Here is an 18,728-nt window from a genome sequence, read left to right on the forward strand (position 1 = left end):
TAATTACAGTTTCTTCGCACGCTCAACGGCTTCTTCGATGGCACCAACCATGTAGAATGCCTGCTCTGGCAGGTGATCGAATTCACCTTCCATGATGCCTTTAAAGCCACGGATAGTATCTTTCAGAGAAACATACTTACCTGGTGCGCCAGTAAAGACTTCTGCAACGAAGAACGGCTGAGACAGGAAGCGCTGAATTTTACGAGCACGAGAAACCAGTAGCTTGTCGTCTTCAGACAGTTCGTCCATCCCAAGGATAGCGATGATGTCTTTCAATTCTTGGTAACGTTGCAGTAATGACTGAACGCCACGTGCCGTATCATAGTGATCTTGACCCACGATTAATGGATCCAGCTGACGACTGGTAGAATCCAGTGGGTCAACCGCTGGGTAGATACCCAGAGAAGCAATTTGACGGCTCAGTGTCACTGTTGAATCTAAGTGAGCAAAGGTGGTCGCTGGTGATGGGTCAGTCAAGTCATCCGCAGGAACGTAGACCGCTTGAACAGAGGTGATTGAACCCGCTTTAGTAGAAGTGATACGTTCTTGAAGAACACCCATCTCTTCTGCCAGAGTTGGTTGGTAACCTACTGCCGAAGGCATACGACCTAACAGTGCTGAAACTTCGGTACCGGCTAGGGTGTAACGGTAGATGTTGTCAACGAACAACAGTACGTCACGGCCTTCGTCACGGAACTTCTCAGCCATAGTCAGACCAGTCAACGCAACGCGCAGACGGTTTCCTGGTGGCTCGTTCATCTGACCGTAGACTAACGCTACTTTATCGATAACGTTTGAGTCAGTCATTTCGTGATAGAAGTCGTTACCTTCACGAGTACGTTCACCGACACCGGCAAACACTGAGTAACCTGAGTGCTCGATCGCGATGTTACGGATCAGTTCCATCATGTTTACGGTTTTACCTACACCCGCACCACCGAATAGACCAACTTTACCGCCTTTTGCAAATGGACAGATCAAGTCAATAACTTTGATACCTGTTTCCAGAAGCTCAGTGGAGTTCGCCAGCTCTTCGTAGCTTGGTGCAGCGCGGTGGATAGGGTTAACTTCCACAGTACTACCGTCTTCGTTCGTCAGCTCACCTTTCATATCGATTGGTTCGCCCAGAACGTTCATGATACGACCTAGGGTTGCTTTACCGACTGGAACCTGGATAGGTTTAGCCAGGTCAGACACTTGAAGACCACGCTTCAAGCCATCAGAAGTACCCATTGCAATCGTACGAACAACACCACCACCTAATTGCTGTTGAACTTCCAGCACTAAGCGAGCGTCGCCATTTTGAACCTCAAGAGCATTGTACACCTGTGGTACTGCATCTTGAGGGAATTCGACGTCAACGACCGCGCCGATAATCTGGACAATCTTTCCAGTTGCCATCTTGAATCCTCTACCTAATTCGTTACCTGGTTAAACCGCGGAGGCCCCCGAGACGATCTCGGTAAGTTCCTGGGTGATGCTGGCCTGACGAGCTTTGTTGTAAACCAACTGGAGCTCTTTGATCAGGTTTCCGCCGTTGTCGGTTGCAGCTTTCATCGCCACCATACGTGCGGCCTGCTCGCTGGCCAGGTTTTCCACAACACCCTGATAAACCTGAGATTCGACATAACGGCGCAGCAAAGTATCCAGCAACGCTTTCGGATCGGGTTCGTACAGGTAGTCCCAAGTTTTCGTCTTCAACTCTGCTTCGCCTTCAGCTGGCGGTAACGGCAGCATCTGGGTAACGGTTGGGGTCTGGGACATCGTGTTGTTAAATTTGTTGCTAACGACATAAAGCTTGTCGATACGGCCTTCATCGAAGGCTTGTAACATCACTTGGACTGGACCGATGATATCAGCCAGTGCAGGTTTATCGCCTAAGCCACTTGCTTGAGCAACAACGTTACCGCCAACAGCTTTAAAGAATGAGAGCCCTTTCGAACCGATAATGGCCAGATCGCTCTGAACACCTTTATCAGACCAAGCTTTCATCTCTGTCATTAATTTTTTGAACAAGTTAGTGTTCAAACCACCACAAAGCCCGCGGTCGGTAGAAACGACCAAATAGCCGACGCGCTTAACGTCACGCTCATCCAGGTAAGGGTGCTTGTATTCCAGATTTCCTAACGCTAAGTGACCGATCACTTTGCGAATAGTCTCTGCATACGGACGGCTGGCTGCCATGCGTTCCTGCGATTTACGCATTTTGGAGGCGGCTACCATTTCCATCGCTTTGGTGATTTTCTGCGTATTTTTTACGCTTCCAATCTTACTACGTATCTCTTTTGCGCCGGCCATGAGCTTCTCCTCAAAGTCAGGCGGCCTGCTTACTCAGCAAGCCGCAAGACATTACCAGGACTGGGTTTTCTTGAACGTTTCGAGGAGAGCTTTGAACTTCTCTTCGATTTCGCCGTTGTAATTACCAGATTGGTTGATTTCCTGCATCAGTTCCGCATGCTCGCGAGCAGCATAAGCTAACAGAGCAGATTCGAAGCTGCCGATTTTAGACAGTTCAACATCGCTCAGGAAGCCACGCTCAGCAGCAAATAGAACCAGACCCTGTTGAGAAACAGACATTGGCTCGTATTGCTTTTGCTTCAGCAATTCAGTCACTTTCTGACCGTGATCTAATTGCTTACGAGTCGCTTCATCAAGATCTGATGCGAATTGGGAGAATGCTGCCAATTCACGGTACTGTGCTAATGCGGTACGAATACCACCAGACAGTTTCTTGATGATTTTGGTCTGCGCTGCACCACCCACACGAGATACAGAGATCCCTGGGTTAACGGCAGGACGGATACCGGAGTTAAATAGGTTCGATTCTAAGAAGATCTGACCGTCGGTAATAGAGATTACGTTAGTCGGAACGAACGCAGAAACGTCACCCGCTTGAGTTTCGATGATTGGCAGCGCGGTTAATGAACCGGTCTTACCTTTCACTTCGCCTTTAGTGAAGTTTTCAACATACTCAGCGCTAACACGTGAAGCACGCTCTAGCAGACGAGAGTGGAGATAGAAAACATCACCAGGGAATGCTTCACGTCCTGGTGGACGACGTAGCAGCAGTGAAATTTGACGGTAAGCAACAGCTTGCTTAGACAAATCATCATAAACGATCAGCGCGTCTTCACCACGGTCACGGAAGTATTCACCCATCGCACATCCTGCATAAGGTGCAAGATATTGCAGTGCAGCAGATTCAGAAGCTGAAGCCACGACAACGATAGTGTTAGACAGTGCACCGTGCTCTTCTAATTTACGAACAACGTTCGAAATCGTTGAAGCTTTCTGACCGATAGCAACGTAAACACATTTGATGCCTGAATCGCGTTGGTTGATGATTGCATCGATCGCCATCGCGGTTTTACCGGTCTGACGGTCACCGATGATCAGCTCACGCTGGCCACGGCCGATTGGAATCATCGCATCAACTGCTTTGTAACCTGTTTGAACAGGCTCATCAACAGATTGACGGTCGATAACGCCTGGAGCAATCATTTCAACTGGAGAGAAACCGTCGTTTTCAACAGGTCCTTTACCATCGATAGGTGCACCAAGAGTGTTAACAACACGGCCTAACAGACCACGTCCAACAGGAACTTCTAAAATACGGCCAGTACACTTCACTTTCATGCCTTCGGCAAGATCAGCGTAAGGACCCATCACTACTGCACCAACAGAGTCGCGCTCTAAGTTCAGTGCGATAGCGTAACGGTTGCCGGGTAGGGCAATCATCTCACCCTGCATAACATCATTGATGCCATGAACACGGATGATCCCGTCACTTACAGAAACAATTGTACCTTCATTGTGAGCTTCGCTCACGACATCGAACTGAGCAATACGCTGCTTGATCAGTTCGCTGATTTCGGTGGAATTCAGTTGCATATGCTCCAGTCCCCTTAAGACTGCAAGACGTCTGCTAGACGATCTAGACGGCCACGGATACTTCCGTCGATGACCGTATCACCCGCACGGATGATGACGCCTGCCATTACAGACTTATCGATTTTGCAATTCAGCTTAACTTTGCGTGATAAACGTTTTTCCATCGCGGCACTGATTTTAGCCAGTTGCGCTTCATTCAATGCGCTTGCAGAGATAACGTCGACTTCCGCCGTTGCTTCATACGCATCACGTAATTGAATAAAGCTTTCCAGAACTGCAGGAAGCGCGGTCAAACGACCATTTGTAGCCATTACCTTAACCAGGTTCTGACCATGGGCATCAAGTTGATCACCGCACACAGCGTTCACCGTGGCAGCTGCTTTTTCAGAGGCGATAGCACCTGAAAGTAAATCAGCAAGCTGCGGAGTGCGAACGACTTCTGCGGCAAATGCTAGCATGCTCTGCCAGCGATCAATAGCTTGGTGCTCAACAGCAAAGTCAAAAGCTGCTTTGGCGTAGGGGCGAGCTACAGTAATAAGTTCAGACATCAGCCCCTCCCTCCTTACAGTTCAGCGACCAGTTTATCAACGATGTCGCTGTTAGCAGCTTCATCCACGGAACGCTCGATGATTTTCTCAGCTCCTGCGACAGCCAGTAACGCAACTTGCTTACGTAGCTCTTCACGGGCACGTTTACGCTCAGCATCAATTTCTGCCTGCGCTTGTGCGACGATCATAGTACGTTCAGCATCTGCTTCAGCTTTCGCATCTTCAAGAATCTGTGTACGACGTTTGTTCGCCTGCTCAATAATAACCTGAGCGTCTTCTTTGGCTTTTTTCAGCTGGTCGGTCGCATTAGCTTGCGCGATATCCAAGTCTTTCTTTGCTTGTTCTGCAGAAGATAAACTGTCAGCAACTTCTTTCTGACGTTTTTCGATAGCAGCCATAATTGGCGGCCATACGTACTTCATACAAAATAAGACGAACAGGATAAATGCGATGGCCTGGCCGAGGATTGTTGCATTAATATTCACAGCACAATGCCTCTCAATAAGTTAACTTGCTCTGCCGCTTGTCATAATAACAAGCGGCAGACTCTGTTCTTCGTTTATTGGCTTGCTTAACGCTCGCCAACAACGTTACTAGGCGACGGCAAACATCACGTAGAGACCCAGACCTACAGCGATCATAGGAATTGCATCCACTAGACCCATAACAACAAAGAATTGAGTACGCAGCAGAGGAATCAGGTCAGGCTGACGAGCAGCGCCTTCCAAGAATTTTCCTCCAAGGATGCCGATACCGATCGCAGCACCAATAGCAGCCAGACCCATCATCACAGCGGCAGCCATGTACAGCAGATCCATATTCACGTTTTCCATGACAGTCTCCAGTTTGTTTCAATCAAATCAATAATGTTGGTGTAAAAATCAATGCTCTTCAGATGCCATCGACAGATAGACAATCGTGAGGACCATGAAAATGAAAGCCTGTAACGAAATAATCAAGATGTGGAAAATGGCCCATGGCACATTCAGAACCCACTGTGACCACCACGGTAACAGACCTGCAATCAGGATAAAGATCAACTCACCCGCATACATGTTACCGAACAGACGCAGACCCAGTGAAACAGGTTTCGACAGTAAGCTAACACCTTCAAGAATCAGGTTGATAGGGATGAAGATCGGATGATTGAAAGGTTGTAAAGTAAGTTCTTTAGTGAACCCGCCTACCCCTTTCATTTTGATGCTGTAGAACAGAATCAAAATAAATACGCCCAGTGCCATCGACAATGTCACGTTTACGTCAGCTGATGGGACGACACGTAATGCTGGCAGACCTAGTACATGCTCACCAATATATGGCAGCAGGTCGATAGGTAGCAGATCCATGAAGTTCATCAAGAAGACCCAGACGAAAATTGTCAGTGCCAATGGAGCGATCAGTTTGCTTTTGCCATGGTACATATCACGTACGTTGGCATCGACAAAACCTACAACAAGCTCAATTGCCGCCTGAAGCTTACCTGGCACTCCGCTCGTTACGTTTTTAGCAACTTTACGGAACAACACCAGAAAGATCAGTCCCAGGACAACAGAAAAGAACATAGAGTCCAGATTCAGTATCCAGAATGTTGCCGGAGCGTCGTGCGCATTCACCAACTGGAAAGTACGAAGGTCAATCTGTAAATGAGTCAGATGGTGACCAATGTATTCCTGTGGGGTTGAGATTTCTCCTGCGGACATGATGCTTCTTACCCTTTTTTGTTAATTACAACCGGTGCGATAACTTGAACTACACACACCGACAACCAGCTTATTGCAAGGGGCCAAAATGCAGCCCCACACACACCTAACGCCACAATAAGCATGATGATGGTTAAAATAACCTTCATCGCTTCACCGAATGCAAAGCTCCAGGCAACACGCCCTTTTGCTGGTGATTGCCCTTGCAGGCGCCAGGCCAGAAACGTAAATAGGATATTAGGCAACCAGGCCGCTATCCCTCCTGCTAGAGCAGAAACTCCATCGTGAGTGCTTTTTAGGGTAAAAAGAAGACCTAGAACGATTAATGTTCCAAGCTGGATAATCAGTACCGCCTTAGCCAATCGCATACTGTAAAAGGCTAGTGACATAACGTGAAAATTCCCCTTTAACCCGGAATGGTATTTCGTGTGCTTAAAAAGCTGCTGTGGCCACTTAAAGAGTGAACAGCAAAAGCCGTGCAAATTATACGGGGAGCACCTACGATTTCAATCTGTAACTTGCGAAAAGATGAACAATTATTTAAATTTCTTTCAGAAAAGCGTTATTCAACGAATAATTACGAAAAAATAACTAAAATAAGCGAGTCAGTGACAGTTTACTTCGTTAAAAATTAACGTAAATAAAACATTATTGAAACAATATCACTTCTCGAGTGAATTAATCCTTATGAATAATAAGGTTAAAATCGCAGCTTTTAGTAAGATAAATGACGAATATTTTTACTTTTTGAGTAAGTTGAAAAGCAGAAATATTATCTTTTCATACTTCTGCTTTTCAGCCTATCGATTAACGGCCTTGAGCCGCTTTCTGTTCATTGATGCTATTTTTATTTTTGACAATGCTCACTACACCCAGGCCGATACCTAAGGCGGCAGTAATCGGAGCGATGCCTACTGCAGCACCAATACCAGCCCCCAATTGTAAGCCAGACCATTTAAATGAAGTCTTTAAATTACTGACCTTACACGCCTGATCAACAATTGTTCCAATCGCTAAGCCCATTACGGCACCAATCGGTGTGGTTACAAACCCAAAAATCCCCCCAGAGACTTGCTGAGATTGCTGTACTGTTAATTCTTTCATAGTGATTCCTTTCATAACGGTTAATGATTACTGTTAACGACACATGTCAAAGTGCGCAGTAAGAGTAAATGATCATTTTTATCTTTGTAAACAGATAGTTATGTAGGATTTTAGCTTTAACTATGAAAAAAGGAACCTTATCGGTTCCTTATATTAAATTTTCTTCAGTATTAGTAGATGACGTTCTTCATCTAACTGAGGAACAACCAATCGATGCGATGCTTCAAGATGGATATCTTTGGGTAAAGATTCACACTCTTCAGCAGGATATTGCCCTTTTAACGCATAAAAGCGTCCATGTTCTTCCGCTGGAAGATGCTGACACCAATGCAACATATCATTGATTGAAGCAAAAGCTCGGCTAATCACCCCATCAAATGGCGGTGTGGCGGGATATTCTTCAACGCGTGACTGGACTGGAACAATATTTTCCAGTTTCAATTCATGTTGGACTTGTTTTAAGAATCTAACGCGCTTCCCTAAACTATCAAGTAGCGTAAATTCCGCTTCTGGCATCACAATAGAAAGAGGAATCCCCGGTAATCCTGGTCCCGTCCCAACATCGATAAAGCGTTTACCCAGTAAATAGGGGGCGACCACAATACTGTCCATGATATGGCGGACAATCATCTGTTGTGGATCACGCACTGAGGTAAGGTTATAAGCTTTATTCCATTTATCTAACAATTCAACATAAGCAACAAGACGCTGTTTTTGTTGATCGGTAAGAGAAATGGCCGACTGGTTGAGTAGTTTTGATAGTTGTGTAATCACAGAATTTATTCCGAAAGGGAGAGGAAGTTGTCACTTCCTCTCAACTGACTTAAGCACTTTTACGCAGCAATCCTTGCTTTTTAAGCCATATCAGCAAAATTGAGATGGCCGCAGGAGTAATACCGGAAATACGAGAAGCTTGACCAATGGAGGTTGGCTTATGGTCGTTAAGCTTAGCCACCACCTCATTGGACAAACCGTTAACGTTTTTATAATCAAGATCGACAGGGAGTAGCGTATTTTCATTACGCAGATGTCGCGTGATCTCTTCTTGCTGGCGAGCAATATAACCTTCGTACTTCACTTGAATTTCAACTTGTTCCGCCGCGAGAGGATCCGTTACTGAAGGCGTAAACAAGGCTAATTCAGTCAACGCTTGATAGGTCATTTCAGGACGACGTAATAAATCTTCTCCGTTCGCCTCTTTGGTCAATGGTGCACTCAGTAATTGGTTTAGATCCTCGACATTGGTCGATTTAGGATGGACCCAGATATCACGCAAACGCTGACGCTCAAGCTCAATCATTTCCAATTTTTGGTTAAATGCCGTCCAGCGAGTCTCATCAACCAACCCAAGCTCACGGCCAATTGCGGTGAGACGTAAATCAGCATTATCTTCGCGGAGCATTAAACGATATTCAGCGCGTGAGGTAAACATACGGTAGGGTTCTTTGGTTCCTAACGTACAGAGGTCGTCGACGAGTACACCGATATAGGCTTCATCACGTCTTGGCGTCCACGCCTCTTTATCAGAGGCATAACGTCCGGCATTCAAGCCCGCAAGTAATCCTTGTGCTGCCGCTTCTTCATAACCGGTTGTCCCATTGATCTGCCCAGCAAAGAATAAGCCCTGGATATGTTTGCTCTCTAAGGAGGGTTTCAGGTCACGGGGATCAAAGAAATCATATTCGATAGCATAGCCAGGTCGAATGATCCGCGCATTCTCCAGTCCCTTCATCGAATGAACAATTTGCATTTGTACGTCGAAAGGTAAACTAGTTGAAATACCATTAGGGTAAATCTCATTACTAGTTAGCCCTTCAGGCTCTAAAAAGATCTGGTGCGCATTACGATCAGCAAAGCGCATGACTTTATCTTCGATCGATGGGCAGTAACGCGGGCCAATACCTTCAATGATCCCCGCATACATTGGGCTACGATCCAAGTTATTACGAATAACATCATGCGTGTTTTCATTGGTATAAGTGATATAACACGCCATTTGTTCTGGGTGTTGCGCGGCATTTCCCATGAATGAGAAGACTGGGCTTGGGTTATCACCGTGTTGTGGCGCGAGTTGACTAAAGTCGATCGTACGCGCATCAATACGTGGCGGTGTGCCGGTCTTTAAGCGATCAACACGCAAAGGTAATTCACGTAAACGGCGAGCCAAGGGGATCGATGGCGGATCACCAGCACGGCCACCACTAAAGTTATCTAGGCCGATGTGAATTTTACCGTCTAAGAAGGTCCCTACCGTTAAAACAACTGAACGAGCTTTAAATTTCAAGCCCATTTGAGTGACAGCCCCCACAACCTGATTATTTTCTACGATCAGATCGTCGACAGCTTGCTGAAAAATCATGAGGTTAGGTTGATTTTCAAGAGCAGTTCTAACAGCTTGGCGATAAAGGACTCTGTCGGCTTGTGCACGAGTCGCCCTGACCGCCGGGCCTTTACTGCTGTTTAGTATCCTAAACTGAATACCTGCATGATCGATAGCCGTGGCCATTAACCCACCCAAGGCGTCCACTTCCTTAACCAGATGGCCTTTACCGATACCACCGATCGCGGGATTGCAGGACATCTGTCCCAACGTATCGATGTTATGAGTCAACAATAGCGTTTTTTGGCCCATACGAGCCGCAGCCATTGCTGCTTCTGTGCCAGCATGACCCCCACCAATGACAATAACGTCAAAAGGATCTGGATAAAACATGAAGTGTACCTCGGTTGATGAAATATCTCGGACTGAATGTCCAGGTGATGAATTCTACTTAAATAATCGAATGGGGGAAAGTGGCACGATCCTTAAGGTTTAAAAGAAAGATCTTTATTCTGTATATGATCTTTCTGTTAGATCTCTTATTAGGATCGACCTTTTCTGTGGATAACTACCAATTCCTCAACAATATCAGACTGTTCGATGGGATCAATTCATGTGAATGATCGGTGATCGTTATCCGTATAAGCTGGGATCAAGATCGGCACTTATGCACAGCTCAATAAGTGAACTAAAGTTATATGGTGGATAACCACGGGTTTTACGCATGATTACCCTATAGTTATCCACATAATTTTAGGGATCTTTCTTTCAAAAACAGAGTAAAAAACTAGGGATCTCGAAAAAAAAACGATCTAACGCGGGGATTAAATCTTCTCTACCCACTCCACCAGCCACTCTTCAGCCGGATCTTCAGGAATTTCGTGTTCGAGCACATCAATTTCAAGGCGATCACCTATACGGGTGGCACCAAGTTGGGTTAATTGATCATCTAGCGTCTTTATCGCACCACAAAATAGATCGTACTCTCTATTACCGAGTCCTATCGCGCCATAGCGAACACCGCTGAGATCGGGTTTTTGTTCTGATAAGGCTTCACTGAAGTCGAGCAGATTATCCGGTAACTCGCCAGCACCATGAGTGGAGGTGACAATGATCCAAATTCCTTCTAACGGGACTTCATCGAGCTCTGCGCCATGAAGTAATTCACTGGTATGACCTGCTTCGCTTAATTTATCCGCGAGATGTTCTGCAACATACTCAGCACTCCCCAGTGTGCTACCCGTAATAAAAGTAATTTCAGCCATATGCCCTCCTCAATAAAGGCGGCCATTGTACTCGGTGATCAAGCGGTGATCCACCTGTGGATAATAGGGGGATTATTATTTTTTAACTATTTAGGAAAGATTGAGCACTGTGGATCAAAGCACTGATAACTTTATCCACAGTATTGAGTGCTATTAAGCTTTGATCGGGCGATCAATAGGGTTTTGGAGTGAGATCAGGGTTTCCGTGGACTGTATTTCATCAATGGTCTGGATCTTATTGACCAATACATGCTGCAAAGCATCGATGGATCGACACATGACTTTGATAAAGACACTGTAGTGGCCGGTGGTGTACCACGCTTCGACGACCTCATCGAGTGCTTCAAGCTTTTGTAAGGCAGCAGGATAATCGCGTGCACTTTTTAAAATAATGCCGATAAAGCAACAGACATCGAATCCTAGCTTACGGGGATCGACCGCAATATGGGTACCGGTTATTACACCGCTTTGGCGCATCTTTTCAACACGAACGTGGATGGTCCCCGCACTAACGCCAAACATTTTGGCCAGTTCTGCGTAAGGCGTTTTCGCCTGTTTAAGCAGTACATTAAGAATATCTCGATCCAGTTCGTCGAGTTGAGAGGCATCAGACATATCATAATCCTTGAAAAAACAAACGCCCTAACGGGCGCTTGTGCTCTACGCTTTACGGCGCCAATAACTTGCTTGTGCCACGGTATATTGATGTTTTCGAGCCGTCTCACGGATAACAAACGGAATATCTTCCGCCGACTGAATTTCCTCAAAATCGTCGCGTAGAAGTCGTTGTAAGCTTTGGTAGGTTGTTACGGCTTCACCATTCTCACGAATGCCCCCTAACCAATTTTCTTTAGGCGTGAACTCTTCTAACCAAGTGTAGGGTGAAGAGAGCATCAGCACGCCACCGGGTTTAAGTAACGCGCTAAGACTTTTGAGGAAGCGTGTTGGCTCGCGTAAACGATCAATTAAGTTTGAAGCAAAGATAAGATCATACTCAGCGCGTGTCACCTTTAAATTGCAGGCATCCCCTTGTTTAAAATCCACCTTTTGCCACTGTTCAGCGGTAATGGCTAAATCACTGAGGCGGACTTGATGATAATCGACCAGTTCGCCTTCGGTAGGCAGAGCGTAGCGGAAATCCTCCCCGGTCATCAGTTGTAGCGCCACATCAATAAAGCGTGCGGAATAGTCGATACCGGTTACCCGATCAAAGTAACGACTGAGCTCAAAGCTGGCACGGCCAGTGGCACAGCCAAGATCCAAGGCATGAAGGGTGCTGTGGCAATGGGGGATCACTTTTTCGACCAAGGCTTTGGCATAATTTTCAACCCCGAAGCGGTTCTCGCCATACTGAAAGTCGAGATATTGGGCGACCATGGTGTCAGTTTCGTAAGGATTTTTTAGCATAGTTTCCTGATGAGTCGATTCTACGTAGCGAAAGCCAGCGTGTTGGAAAAAGTGGCGCCGGAAAGCATAGCGTGCAGCTTTTAACGCTTCATTACCGGTGGATATCCAGCTCCCACCCTTAATTAAATTATGTTTCCCATCAAAGGTGGGAGTCGAAAAATCGTCGTAAAGCGGATGAACGGTAAAGCCTTGATAACCGCTGATTGGCGTCGTGGTCCATTGCCAGACATTACCGACGATATCGAAGCACTCACCCTGTTTAAAATGGGTAACTGGGGCTGAAGAAGCCCAGCCTTGTAAATTGATATTGCCGATAGGGGTTTGCCAGTCTGGATGGTCTCCATCGACCTGATCGCGTAACCACGCCCATTCACCTTCGCTAGGGAGCTGAATAGAACGGCCTGATTTCGCTGATTTCCACCGGCAGAAAGCGGAGGCTTCTAATTGATTAACCTCGACAGGCCAGTCCCAGGGAAAATCAATTTCTTCTGCGAGGACGCGAAGCTTAAGGTGATCGGGCGAGGTAATATCGCCTACCCAGAAGGTCGGTTTATCCGCTTTTGTATAGGTTTTCCACCCCCAGCCCTCTTCATCCCACCAGTCGGCGGTTTGATAGCCGCCATCACGGATAAATTCGTAGAATTCGGCGTGGCTCACCAGCATTTTACTGGCGGAAAAAGGCGCTATGGTTTGCTCCTGTTGACCATATTCGTTATCCCAGCCGTAATAGTCGTCTTTTTTACCAAGCGTTAATGCCCCGCCTGATTGAGGGACTAAACTATTGTCAGGAACATCCTGAAGGCGCGATAAGAAGTGTGGACAAACGGGCCAAGCTGGTTGTGGGGTGACCCAATGGATAGGCAGTTGCCGGATAAGCACACTAGAGGTTTCAAGATGAATACGCTCATGTTCGATCCCCATTAATATCGCCCAAGCAGGATCACTCCATTTAATAGGGAGAGTGAGAGGAAGATGAGTAATTACCTCAATAACTTGCTGGCGAACGCGGTCGCGGTAGCGTTGTACCGCTGCAGGAGTGGGCCACTCGTAATGGTCGTCATTCAGATCGTCCCAACTCATCTCATCGACGCCAATCGCCATCATGGCTTCCATTCGCTCATCGATCCGCTGTGTGAGATAACCGCCGGCGATCAACTTATTGATAAAAAAGGTAGCGGTATGCGCGTAATAAAAGATAAGTGGATGGCGAAGCGGAATCGCTTTAGTCGTCCACGCCTGTTCTTCCGTGAGGCAGGTAAACAATTGCTCATACGTGTGCCAAGTGGTTTTAAAGTAAGTGAGAAGTTCTTGTCGTTTCAGCTCAGGATCACTACCTGAGAGCGATGGAGTAAAAGCTGGTGTTAGCGTTGTAGTTATCACGATAGTCGCTTTCCTTAATGATTATGTTCAAACTATAGCAGTCCCTAAATATTTAGCGCCGGACATAGCGCTTTAACCGGCTTTTTAATCCTGTATCAAAAGGCCAGATAAAATCGAAAATAGCGTATAACCGAGGCTTTCCATGATCGGACAGCGTAACGGCATGGAAGCGTTGCTGATGCAGCTGTTGCTGCTGGCGAACCTGTTGTTGAGTCTCTTCGCTGAGACGTTGGCCGACAAAATCAGAAATCACCACGACGTCGGCTTCCTGCCAGCTGTCAGTTTGCAGTAATTTCACCGCTTCTTGTAGGCAATGACCGATATCTGTTCCTCCGCGAAAACGTTGACTCAAAAAACGAATTAGCTGAGGCATGCCACTTTCGGCGGTTAATTCGTATCGAATAATTTCTTGGGTAAACATCATAACAAAGCAGCGGCGGTTTTCTTTAAACGCAATGTTGAGTAATGCTAGGCAAAACGCTTTAGCACAGCGTTCATTAAAGCCGCCCATTGAGCCAGAGGTATCGACGCAGACAATAAACGGACCTTTAGGTTGTTGTTCTTTTTCTTGATAGATAACCGGACGTTGTGTCGTTACAGGCTGGTGGTCTTCACCTTGAAGCTGATAAGTGAGGAGCCGTTTTTCGATCAGTTTACGATAAAACTCGATTTCTAACTCATTCAAGCTCAGTGAAGCCAGTTCCGGTGGTAGAAGGCGTAATACGTCATCACTCTGATGTACGCCTTGAACCTCTTCTGGAAAAGTACTGGTAATCGACTGTAAGCGTTGTTCGAGACCGAGTTGATGATTGTCTGCGGCGATTGCTTTGGATTCTCGGCTACGCCCTAGTTTTTGTGCCAATTCATTGAGTTGCGGTTGGGATCGTAAAAAGTGGCTGTACTCCGTTAAACGTTCGCTGTCTGCGGTATGCAGCGATGATTTACTCAAATCCCATAAACGTCCATGACTCATCTCTTCATCATCATTGAGCAGTGGCGCAAGAAAACCGCTCATCGCGAGTTGTTTTTTTAACTCTTCTATTAATCGCTGTTTATGCTGTTCCAGTAGATCATCGTTGAGCGTTAAGGCTTGTAGAGTCAGGTTCATTCGCCAACGTTGAATAAATAAACTGTGTTGGGCTGGAGTGAGCGACTCTCCTTCTGTCTGCTTGAGTAAGCTTTGCGCTTCGTCGTAAAAAGGAGAGTTGAGTAATTCAAGCTGCTGACAAGTCTGTTGCAGTTGCTGAGTAAATTGATAGTAGGTCAAACCTAGCGTTTGGGTATAGAAAGCGAATTCTTGCGCCAATGGGTCAGGGACAGGTGTATCTTTAAGTTGTTGTGTAATGGAGGCCTTGATCTGCGGTAACTCGCGTTGCAGCATTTTCTTTAGTTTGGGGCTTTTTTCTAAAAGTAGCACTAATTGCGGCGCCGTAAGCACGGTTGCCAAAAAGTCATTCAGATTAATACTGTCATTCAGCGTCAGCAGATTAAGCAATGTATCCAAGGAGATCATTGCTGAGCCTGTTCAATATGTGCCGCAACCTCTTGGAGGCTTGCCTCAATTTCGGCCAGCCAATCACTATTAATAAATAGACATTGCTGCTGTTGGCGGAAGAGGAGCCGTTGCTGCTGAAGACGGTCCTGTAACTGAGAAAATTGAGTAATAATTTCATCAGGTACATCGCTACTCGTGACATCGTCCTCATAGTTTAAGCGTGTCGCTTGTAGACTAATGTCTCTGACTACAAGGCAATCTTGTTCATCGACCGATAAATCGAGAGATTGTGGAAAACCAATACCGTTCAATTTGCCACGCACGTCACCACCTTTTTGTAGCCAGTGATGAAGCGCTTCACGTTCAATAACAATATGTGTGACACGTAAATGATGAAGAGTAAGAGGGTGCTGTAACAGTAAGGTAAAGCTCTCGTCAGTAAGGGTGCTAGGTAACTGATAATGTGGCTTACGGCTAAACATCGCACTTTGCTTCGCGAGTTTGAAGGCTTGGGTCAGGCTCTGCTCTTGATGAAGCGTCTGCTTACGTGCTTGGATTTGCTGCAAGGCTAACAGCATCGGTTGCTGCTGCCAGGCATGGTGGAGTAGCAGGGAACGAATCTCTTGCTCAATAAGCGTGCGCGAAGCGGCGTTATGCCATAAACACTCTTTTAATAAGATGAGATCTACTGGGGCAATCGCTTGTCGGCCACTGAAAAAGGCGCTGGCCTGGAGTAGATGAATGGCTTTCTTCCATCGACGGTCTGAAATATAAGGGGCTTCAGGAAGCTGCTGAAGCTGTTGGCGCAGTCGATAAACGAGTTCGAAGATCGCTTCGGGTAGTGATACCTTCGGAATGGCTTGCTGCCATTGGAAATATTCTTCGTCGGTAATCGCGAGGTTATCGTCTTCCAGCGTAAAGTGACTATCTTCTACTTGTAATAGCATGCCGTGAAAGTGGCGTTTTTCATTAACATTGGTAAGCCACAGACGGATCAACATCCGGTCATAGAGTGCTTCCAATCCACTCTCTTCATCGGGTAATTCATTAGAAGCGCTGATTAATAAGCGCATCGGGATTTTCTGCTCATCTTTGCCATTACGGAATCGGCGTTCATTAATGGCGGTTAAGAGCGTATTGAGTATTGCTGGACCGGCTTTCCAAATTTCGTCTAAGAACACCACTTCTGCATCCGGTAAGTATCCTTCAGTGATACGCTGATACCGTCCTTCATCTTTTAAGGCTTGAATAGACAGCGGCCCGAAGACTTCTTCTGGCGTTGAGAAACGCGTCATGAGATATTCAAAGGCAGTTGCGTCTTTAAACGCACATTTAATACGGCGGGCAATTAAACTTTTCGCAATCCCGGGTGGCCCCATCAGAAAGACACTCTCGCCACTGAGCGCGGCTAATAGACAAAGACGTATGACATCGTGGCGTTCATACAAGCCTTTTTCTAATTGATTACTCAAACGGACAATTCTATCGGCGAGGAGTTGTGCGGGTATCATCAGGCATCCTTAAATCGCAGCTTAGTTCGCTATCTAGCGAGGCGAGCGTAAGTTTTTCTCTTTGCACTGTAAATGATTTTTGTCATTAAGTAATAGCATATGTTAATGCATGATAGGTTTTTTACTAAAACTGTGCATACTGTGCGAACTCTATAAATTATCAAGGTTGTTTAAGACTAATCGATCTAAACAGAAGATTTTTATGAACTCAGAGAATAAACAGTCTACAGCGGCGTTGACACTGGCAGCCATAGGTGTCGTTTACGGGGACATCGGGACAAGTCCCCTTTATACGTTGCGAGAATGCCTTTCTGGCGAATTTGGTTTTGGTATCGAACAACAGTCTGTTTTTGGTTTCCTTTCCTTAATTTTTTGGTTACTGGTAATAGTCGTCTCGCTGAAATACATCAGCTATGTCATGCGTGCGGATAACGCTGGAGAAGGGGGGATCTTAACCCTTATGTCGCTGGCAGGGAGAAATACCCACGCCACTGCCACGGCGGTGGTGCTGATTCTGGGATTGATTGGCGGCAGTTTCTTCTTCGGTGAGGTGGTCATCACCCCAGCCATGTCGGTACTCTCTGCAATAGAAGGCTTGGAAATTGCCGCGCCCTCATTGGACGTCTTTATCGTCCCCATTTCGATAGTGGTGCTGACTTTACTGTTCGTGATTCAGAAACATGGCACTGGGCTGGTCGGAAAGCTGTTCGCGCCAGTGATGTTACTCTGGTTTATTCTTTTAGCAGTATTTGGGATTAATGGGATTATAAAAAATCCAGAAGTGCTACAAGCCTTAAACCCGTGGTATGCCTTACAGTTTTTCTTACACTATAAGACCATTTCTTTCTTCGCATTAGGCTCAGTAGTGCTGGCCATTACTGGCGTAGAGGCGTTATACGCCGATATGGGACACTTTGGTAAACTGCCAATCCGTATCGCTTGGATGCTGGTGGTGTTACCTTCCCTGGTTCTTAACTACTTCGGCCAAGGGGCGTTGTTATTAAAACACCCTGAAGCAATTAAAAACCCATTCTTCTTATTAGCCCCTGATTGGGCGTTAATCCCGATGCTAATTTTAGCGACGCTAGCAACGGTTATCGCCTCTCAGGCAGTTATTTCTGGGGTATTTTCATTAACTCGACAAGCGGTGCGCTTAGGCTACCTTCCGCCAATGCGCATTATTCATACCTCGGAAAATGAGTCAGGGCAGATTTATATCCCAGTGGTGAACTGGCTACTTTATACCGCAGTGGTGTTGGTTATCGTGAGCTTCAAGCATTCGAGTAACTTGGCGGCCGCCTATGGAATAGCCGTCACCGGTACAATGGTACTTACAACGTTACTTTCCTGCACGGTGGCGAAAAAAAATTGGCACTGGAGCTTATTTTCCGTGATTCCGCTTTGTATCTTCTTACTTTGTATTGATGTGCCGTTATTCTCGGCAAACTTAGTGAAGATCTTATCCGGCGGTTGGTTACCTCTGACACTGGCGTTAGTGATGTTTATCATCATGACGACATGGAAGAGTGAACGTTTCCGGGCACTCAGGAAGATGCATGAGCACGGTAACTCACTGGAAGCGATGATCTCTTCTCTAGAGAAACATCCCCCTGTGCGCGTCTCAGGAACCGCGGTCTATATGACCAGAGTGAAGAACATCATTCCTTTCGCGTTATTACATAACCTTAAACATAATAAGGTCCTGCACGAGCGCGTTGTTCTACTGACCTTACGGACTGAGGATGCGCCTTATGTGCATAATGTGCATCGTGTCAGTATTGAGCAGCTATCACCGACATTTTGGCGAGTTGTCGCCAGTTATGGTTGGCGAGAAATCCCTAATATGGAAGATATCTTCCATAGATGTGGTCTAGAAGGCTTGAATTGTCGAATGATGGAGACGTCATTCTTTATGTCAAACGAGTCATTAATTCTCGGTAAACGGCCATGGTATCTGCGCTTACGCGGTAAGTTATTCTTACTGCTACAACGTAATGCCTTGCGCGCACCAGACCAATTTGAGATTCCACCTAACCGGGTCATTCAACTGGGCACCCAAGTGGAAATTTAATAAAAAATAGGCGCATGATGCGCCTATTTTTTTATC

General features: G+C 46.2%; 17 protein-coding genes. 1 reads left to right on the forward strand and 16 read right to left on the reverse strand.

Features of this window, described 5'->3' with window-relative positions:
• Positions 1–3 precede the first annotated feature (3 nt).
• The 16 genes from atpD to ravA form a co-directional block, all read right to left on the reverse strand.
• The gene (gene atpD / locus QJR74_RS14690; protein ID WP_241627131.1) at positions 4–1,401 is read right to left on the reverse strand and encodes a F0F1 ATP synthase subunit beta; all 1,398 of its coding nucleotides are present in this window, start codon (positions 1,399–1,401) and stop codon (positions 4–6) included.
• 30 nt (positions 1,402–1,431) lie between these two features.
• Complete coding sequence (atpG, locus tag QJR74_RS14695; RefSeq protein ID WP_099824397.1) at positions 1,432–2,298, reverse strand: F0F1 ATP synthase subunit gamma; 867 nt, start codon at positions 2,296–2,298, stop codon at positions 1,432–1,434.
• Positions 2,299–2,349: 51 nt separating this feature from the next.
• Complete coding sequence (atpA, locus tag QJR74_RS14700; protein ID WP_304372555.1) at positions 2,350–3,891, reverse strand: F0F1 ATP synthase subunit alpha; 1,542 nt, start codon at positions 3,889–3,891, stop codon at positions 2,350–2,352.
• A gap of 14 nt (positions 3,892–3,905) precedes the next feature.
• Positions 3,906–4,439, reverse strand: a complete 534-nt coding sequence (atpH, locus tag QJR74_RS14705; protein WP_048913083.1) for a F0F1 ATP synthase subunit delta — start codon at positions 4,437–4,439, stop codon at positions 3,906–3,908.
• Between the two features lie 14 nt (positions 4,440–4,453).
• Positions 4,454–4,924 (reverse strand): F0F1 ATP synthase subunit B, encoded by a 471-nt coding sequence (atpF, locus tag QJR74_RS14710; protein WP_092676886.1) that lies wholly within the window; start codon positions 4,922–4,924, stop codon positions 4,454–4,456.
• Positions 4,925–5,032: 108 nt separating this feature from the next.
• Entirely contained in the window at positions 5,033–5,272 is a 240-nt protein-coding gene (atpE, locus tag QJR74_RS14715; protein WP_028684986.1) for a F0F1 ATP synthase subunit C, read from the reverse strand.
• 48 nt (positions 5,273–5,320) lie between these two features.
• Positions 5,321–6,139 carry a F0F1 ATP synthase subunit A gene (atpB, locus tag QJR74_RS14720; protein ID WP_099824391.1) on the reverse strand — a complete coding sequence of 273 codons (819 nt, stop codon included), beginning with the start codon at positions 6,137–6,139 and terminating at the stop codon, positions 5,321–5,323.
• 8 nt (positions 6,140–6,147) lie between these two features.
• Entirely contained in the window at positions 6,148–6,528 is a 381-nt protein-coding gene (atpI, locus tag QJR74_RS14725; RefSeq protein WP_304372556.1) for a F0F1 ATP synthase subunit I, read from the reverse strand.
• Positions 6,529–6,946: 418 nt separating this feature from the next.
• Positions 6,947–7,243: a hypothetical protein gene (locus QJR74_RS14730; RefSeq protein WP_304372557.1), complete on the reverse strand. Its 297-nt coding sequence runs from the start codon at positions 7,241–7,243 to the stop codon at positions 6,947–6,949.
• Positions 7,244–7,396: 153 nt separating this feature from the next.
• Positions 7,397–8,017: a 16S rRNA (guanine(527)-N(7))-methyltransferase RsmG gene (gene rsmG / locus QJR74_RS14735; RefSeq protein ID WP_304372558.1), complete on the reverse strand. Its 621-nt coding sequence runs from the start codon at positions 8,015–8,017 to the stop codon at positions 7,397–7,399.
• A 49-nt stretch (positions 8,018–8,066) separates the two neighbouring features.
• Positions 8,067–9,956, reverse strand: a complete 1,890-nt coding sequence (mnmG, locus tag QJR74_RS14740; RefSeq protein WP_304372559.1) for a tRNA uridine-5-carboxymethylaminomethyl(34) synthesis enzyme MnmG — start codon at positions 9,954–9,956, stop codon at positions 8,067–8,069.
• Positions 9,957–10,387: 431 nt separating this feature from the next.
• Positions 10,388–10,828 carry an FMN-binding protein MioC gene (gene mioC / locus QJR74_RS14745; protein ID WP_304372560.1) on the reverse strand — a complete coding sequence of 147 codons (441 nt, stop codon included), beginning with the start codon at positions 10,826–10,828 and terminating at the stop codon, positions 10,388–10,390.
• 153 nt (positions 10,829–10,981) lie between these two features.
• A complete protein-coding gene (asnC, locus tag QJR74_RS14750) occupies positions 10,982–11,443 on the reverse strand; it encodes a transcriptional regulator AsnC (protein WP_048913076.1) in 462 nt (153 codons plus the stop codon).
• Between the two features lie 45 nt (positions 11,444–11,488).
• Positions 11,489–13,612 carry a 5-histidylcysteine sulfoxide synthase gene (ovoA, locus tag QJR74_RS14755; RefSeq protein WP_304374065.1) on the reverse strand — a complete coding sequence of 708 codons (2,124 nt, stop codon included), beginning with the start codon at positions 13,610–13,612 and terminating at the stop codon, positions 11,489–11,491.
• Between the two features lie 55 nt (positions 13,613–13,667).
• Complete coding sequence (viaA, locus tag QJR74_RS14760; RefSeq protein WP_304372561.1) at positions 13,668–15,128, reverse strand: ATPase RavA stimulator ViaA; 1,461 nt, start codon at positions 15,126–15,128, stop codon at positions 13,668–13,670.
• Positions 15,125–16,621: an ATPase RavA gene (gene ravA / locus QJR74_RS14765; protein ID WP_304372562.1), complete on the reverse strand. Its 1,497-nt coding sequence runs from the start codon at positions 16,619–16,621 to the stop codon at positions 15,125–15,127. The genes viaA and ravA overlap by 4 nt, the downstream gene beginning before the upstream one ends.
• Positions 16,622–16,823: 202 nt before the next feature.
• Between ravA and kup the strand changes: the two genes are divergently transcribed.
• Positions 16,824–18,692, forward strand: coding sequence for a low affinity potassium transporter Kup (kup, locus tag QJR74_RS14770; RefSeq protein WP_304372563.1), 1,869 nt, complete (start codon positions 16,824–16,826; stop codon positions 18,690–18,692).
• Positions 18,693–18,728: the final 36 nt, after the last annotated feature.

The sequence above is a fragment of the Tatumella ptyseos genome, from assembly GCF_030552895.1.
In the GTDB taxonomy this organism is placed as follows: Bacteria; Pseudomonadota; Gammaproteobacteria; order Enterobacterales; family Enterobacteriaceae; genus Rosenbergiella; species Rosenbergiella ptyseos_A.

What these genes read in the sequence shown, in the direction of transcription:
- atpD (WP_241627131.1), bottom strand. Translation starts at nt 1,401, where the DNA reads ATGGCAACTGGAAAGATTGTCCAGATTATCGGCGCGGTCGTTGACGTC.
- atpG (WP_099824397.1), bottom strand. Translation starts at nt 2,298, where the DNA reads ATGGCCGGCGCAAAAGAGATACGTAGTAAGATTGGAAGCGTAAAAAAT.
- atpA (WP_304372555.1), bottom strand. Translation starts at nt 3,891, where the DNA reads ATGCAACTGAATTCCACCGAAATCAGCGAACTGATCAAGCAGCGTATT.
- atpH (WP_048913083.1), bottom strand. Translation starts at nt 4,439, where the DNA reads ATGTCTGAACTTATTACTGTAGCTCGCCCCTACGCCAAAGCAGCTTTT.
- atpE (WP_028684986.1), bottom strand. Translation starts at nt 5,272, where the DNA reads ATGGAAAACGTGAATATGGATCTGCTGTACATGGCTGCCGCTGTGATG.
- atpB (WP_099824391.1), bottom strand. Translation starts at nt 6,139, where the DNA reads ATGTCCGCAGGAGAAATCTCAACCCCACAGGAATACATTGGTCACCAT.
- atpI (WP_304372556.1), bottom strand. Translation starts at nt 6,528, where the DNA reads ATGTCACTAGCCTTTTACAGTATGCGATTGGCTAAGGCGGTACTGATT.
- QJR74_RS14730 (WP_304372557.1), bottom strand. Translation starts at nt 7,243, where the DNA reads ATGAAAGAATTAACAGTACAGCAATCTCAGCAAGTCTCTGGGGGGATT.
- mnmG (WP_304372559.1), bottom strand. Translation starts at nt 9,956, where the DNA reads ATGTTTTATCCAGATCCTTTTGACGTTATTGTCATTGGTGGGGGTCAT.
- mioC (WP_304372560.1), bottom strand. Translation starts at nt 10,828, where the DNA reads ATGGCTGAAATTACTTTTATTACGGGTAGCACACTGGGGAGTGCTGAG.
- asnC (WP_048913076.1), bottom strand. Translation starts at nt 11,443, where the DNA reads ATGTCTGATGCCTCTCAACTCGACGAACTGGATCGAGATATTCTTAAT.
- viaA (WP_304372561.1), bottom strand. Translation starts at nt 15,128, where the DNA reads ATGATCTCCTTGGATACATTGCTTAATCTGCTGACGCTGAATGACAGT.
- ravA (WP_304372562.1), bottom strand. Translation starts at nt 16,621, where the DNA reads ATGATACCCGCACAACTCCTCGCCGATAGAATTGTCCGTTTGAGTAAT.
- kup (WP_304372563.1), top strand. Translation starts at nt 16,824, where the DNA reads ATGAACTCAGAGAATAAACAGTCTACAGCGGCGTTGACACTGGCAGCC.